The organism is Candidatus Eisenbacteria bacterium (genome assembly GCA_005893275.1).
Lineage (GTDB): Bacteria > Eisenbacteria > RBG-16-71-46 > SZUA-252 > SZUA-252 > WS-7.
The window spans coordinates 1-2,985 of the sequence record VBOW01000087.1 but is presented as its reverse complement, the minus strand read 5'-3'; the positions used below and the strand labels follow the sequence as shown (position 1 = coordinate 2,985).

The window sequence follows — 2,985 nt, the reverse complement described above, 5'->3', positions numbered from 1 at the left end:
CGCTCCGGTCCTCGATCCCATCGCGAACATGACGGCCGCCACTTGTGGGGGGACCGCTGACCAGGCAATCCGCGCGACCGACGCGGATGGCGACGCGATTACATTCTCGAAGGTATCCGGTCCGACGTTCATGACGGTGACGACGATCTCTCCTGGTACCGGCACCGCTATGGGCAACATCCACCTCGCTCCCGGGGTCTCGGATGGCGGATCGTTCTCGGCCTCCGTGGCGGCGACGGCAAACGGTCAGAGCGATACCAAGAGCTTTGTCATTACGATCGCCATAGGAGACCCGCCACCCACCTTAGCGCAGCCGGCGAACATGACAGCGGACGAGGGAGCGACGGCCAATCAGGTCATCACGGCGTCGCATCCTTGCGGCGCGTCCCTGACTTTCACCAAAGTGAGCGGCCCGGCGTTCATGACGGTGACGACGATCAACGCCACCACGGGGAACGTTCACCTGGCCCCCGGATTCACGGACGCCGGGACGTACGCGGCGACCGTGAGCGCCAGTGGCGGGTTCACGAGCGACCGCAAGTCCTTCACGATCACCGTGAGCAACGTCAACCGCCCGCCGACGCTGTCTCAGCCTCCGTCCGTAGCGATGAACGAGGGCACCGTCGTTACCGTGGTCGTAACGGGGTCGGATCCCGACAACGACCCGCTCACATTCAGCGTGGGCGCATGCGCGCCCTTCGGGGTCTTTGACCCTGCCGCCAGAACCATTCGCCTCGCGCCGGGATTCAACGATGCCGGCACGTATACATGCACGGTCTGCGTGAGCGATGGGCAGGCCAGCGACTGCAAGACGTTCACGATCACCGTGAACAACGTGAATCGCGCACCGACGCTGAACGCGATTGCGAACATGACGGTGAACGAGGGTTCGACGGCGGATCAGGCGATCACGGGCAGTGATCCGGACGGCGACGCCTTGACGTTCACGAAGGCCGTAGGGCCGACGTACATGACGGTGACGACGACCAACCCCACCACCGGGAATATCCACCTGGCACCCGGCTTCTCGGATTCTGGGACGGCGGCGGCGACGGTGACAGCCACGGACAATGGCTCGCCGCCTCTCAGCGACAGCAAGTCGTTCACGATCACGGTGCCGTTGCAAGACCGCGTCGTGCTGACGCAACCCGCGAACATGGCGGTGAATGTGGGGACCACCGCGGATCAGACCTTGACCGCCAGCAGCCCCTCGGGAAGCCCCATCGTGTTCAGCAAGGTCGCTGGACCCACATTCATGACCGTGACAACCGTGAACTCGGGGAGCGGAACCGCCACAGGCAACGTCCATCTGGCGCCCGGATTCGGTGACGGCGGGATCTTCGCGGGCACCGTGCGCGCGACCGCTACAACATCCGGGGTATCCGACCAGAAGTCGCTCACGATCAGGGTGAATCGTGCTCCCACCCTGAACCCGGTCGCGAACATGACGGTCCCCGAGGGAGCCACGGCCGACCAGGCCATCACCGGATCCGATCCCGACGGCGACGCGCTGGCCTTCTCGAAGGTGGCCGGACCGACGTTCATGACCGTGACCACGACCTCCCCCACCGCGGGAAACATCCACGTCGCTCCCGGATTCGCCGACGCGGGCGTCTACAGCGCCACGGTCCGCGCCAGCGACGGCAGCCTGAGTAGCGATCGATCCTTCTCCATCGACATTTGCCAGGGCTGCGGCAGGGCACCCGTCCTCAATCCCATCGCGAACATGACGGTGTGCAGTGGTGTGACAGCAGACCAGACGATCACCGCGACGGATCCGGATGGAGACGCGATCACGTTCACGAAGGCTTCGGGGCCGACGTTCGTGACGGTGACGACGATCAACCCCACGACCGGGAACGTCCATGCCGCGCCCGGGTTCGGGGACGCGGCGGGATCGTACCCGGTCACGGTGACGGCCACCGACAGCGGGTCACCGCCCCTCAGCGACAGCAAGTCGTTCACGGTTACGGTCACTCAAGTGAACCGACCGCCGGTCTTGAACCAGCCCGCCAACATGACGGTGGCCGAGGGGGCAACGGCGGATCAGACGATCACGGGAACGAGTCCTTGCGGCACGCCTCTTACTTTCTCCAAGCTGAGCGGGCCTTTGTTCATGACGGTGACGACGACCGGCGCCACGACGGGGAACATCCATCTGGCGCCTGGATTCTCGGATGCTGGGGTGTACGGGGCGACGGTGACGGTGACGAACAATGGCTCGCCCCCTCTCAGCGACAGCAAGTCATTCACGATCACCGTCAATCCTGTATGCAGGGATCCGGTGGCCGACGCGGGCGGCCCATACCAGGGCTTCGTGAACGTCCCGATTGAGTTCAATGGGAGCCGATCGTTCGATCCGAACGGTGGGCCTCTGACCTTCGCATGGGACTTCGGGGATGGGGCGACTGCTGTGGGTGTGATGCCGAACCACAGTTACGCGGCCCTCGGCACGTATCGGGTGACCTTGACCGTGACGGGGGATTGCGGAGCCTCGGTCGACTCCACCACGGCGGAAATCCGGCCCGCGTGCGATGCCTTCGCGTTCACGGAAGGCGGAAACCGGACCATTCGCCTCAACTCGGAGCGCCCGCGCGGGTGCGTTCAGATCGAGCCGCAAGCGGGCTGCTATCCGAACGAGGACGTGATTCTCGCTTCGATCGTCATGATGTACACCGGGGGTGCGGTCACGGAGATTCATGCGATCTCCGATAGGTCCGAGATCGACTCGGACAGGAACGGCGACGGGATCTCTGAAATTACGGCGTGTTTCCGCAAGGAGGATCTCCGGCAGCTTTTCAGCGGGCTGCCCCCGGGGCAGAGCACGCCGACCGTGACGTTGCAGGGGGATCTCACCACGGGGGGCCGATTCCAGAGCACGCTCGAGCTGCGGGTCATCTCGGGCGATGGTAGCGCGCTGGCCGCGTCTGTGTCTCCGAATCCGCTCAACCCGAGTGCGACGCTCATGTTTACGACGACCCGCCC

The 2,985-nt window shown here is 64.7% G+C and carries 1 protein-coding gene; it reads left to right on the top strand.

The genetic code is table 11. The annotated features are described in order from the left end of the window. Nucleotides 1–28: 28 nt before the first annotated feature. Nucleotides 29–2,985, top strand: a 2,957-nt coding sequence (locus E6K76_12355; GenBank protein ID TMQ56634.1) for a PKD domain-containing protein, incomplete at its 3' end; no start/stop codon positions are given.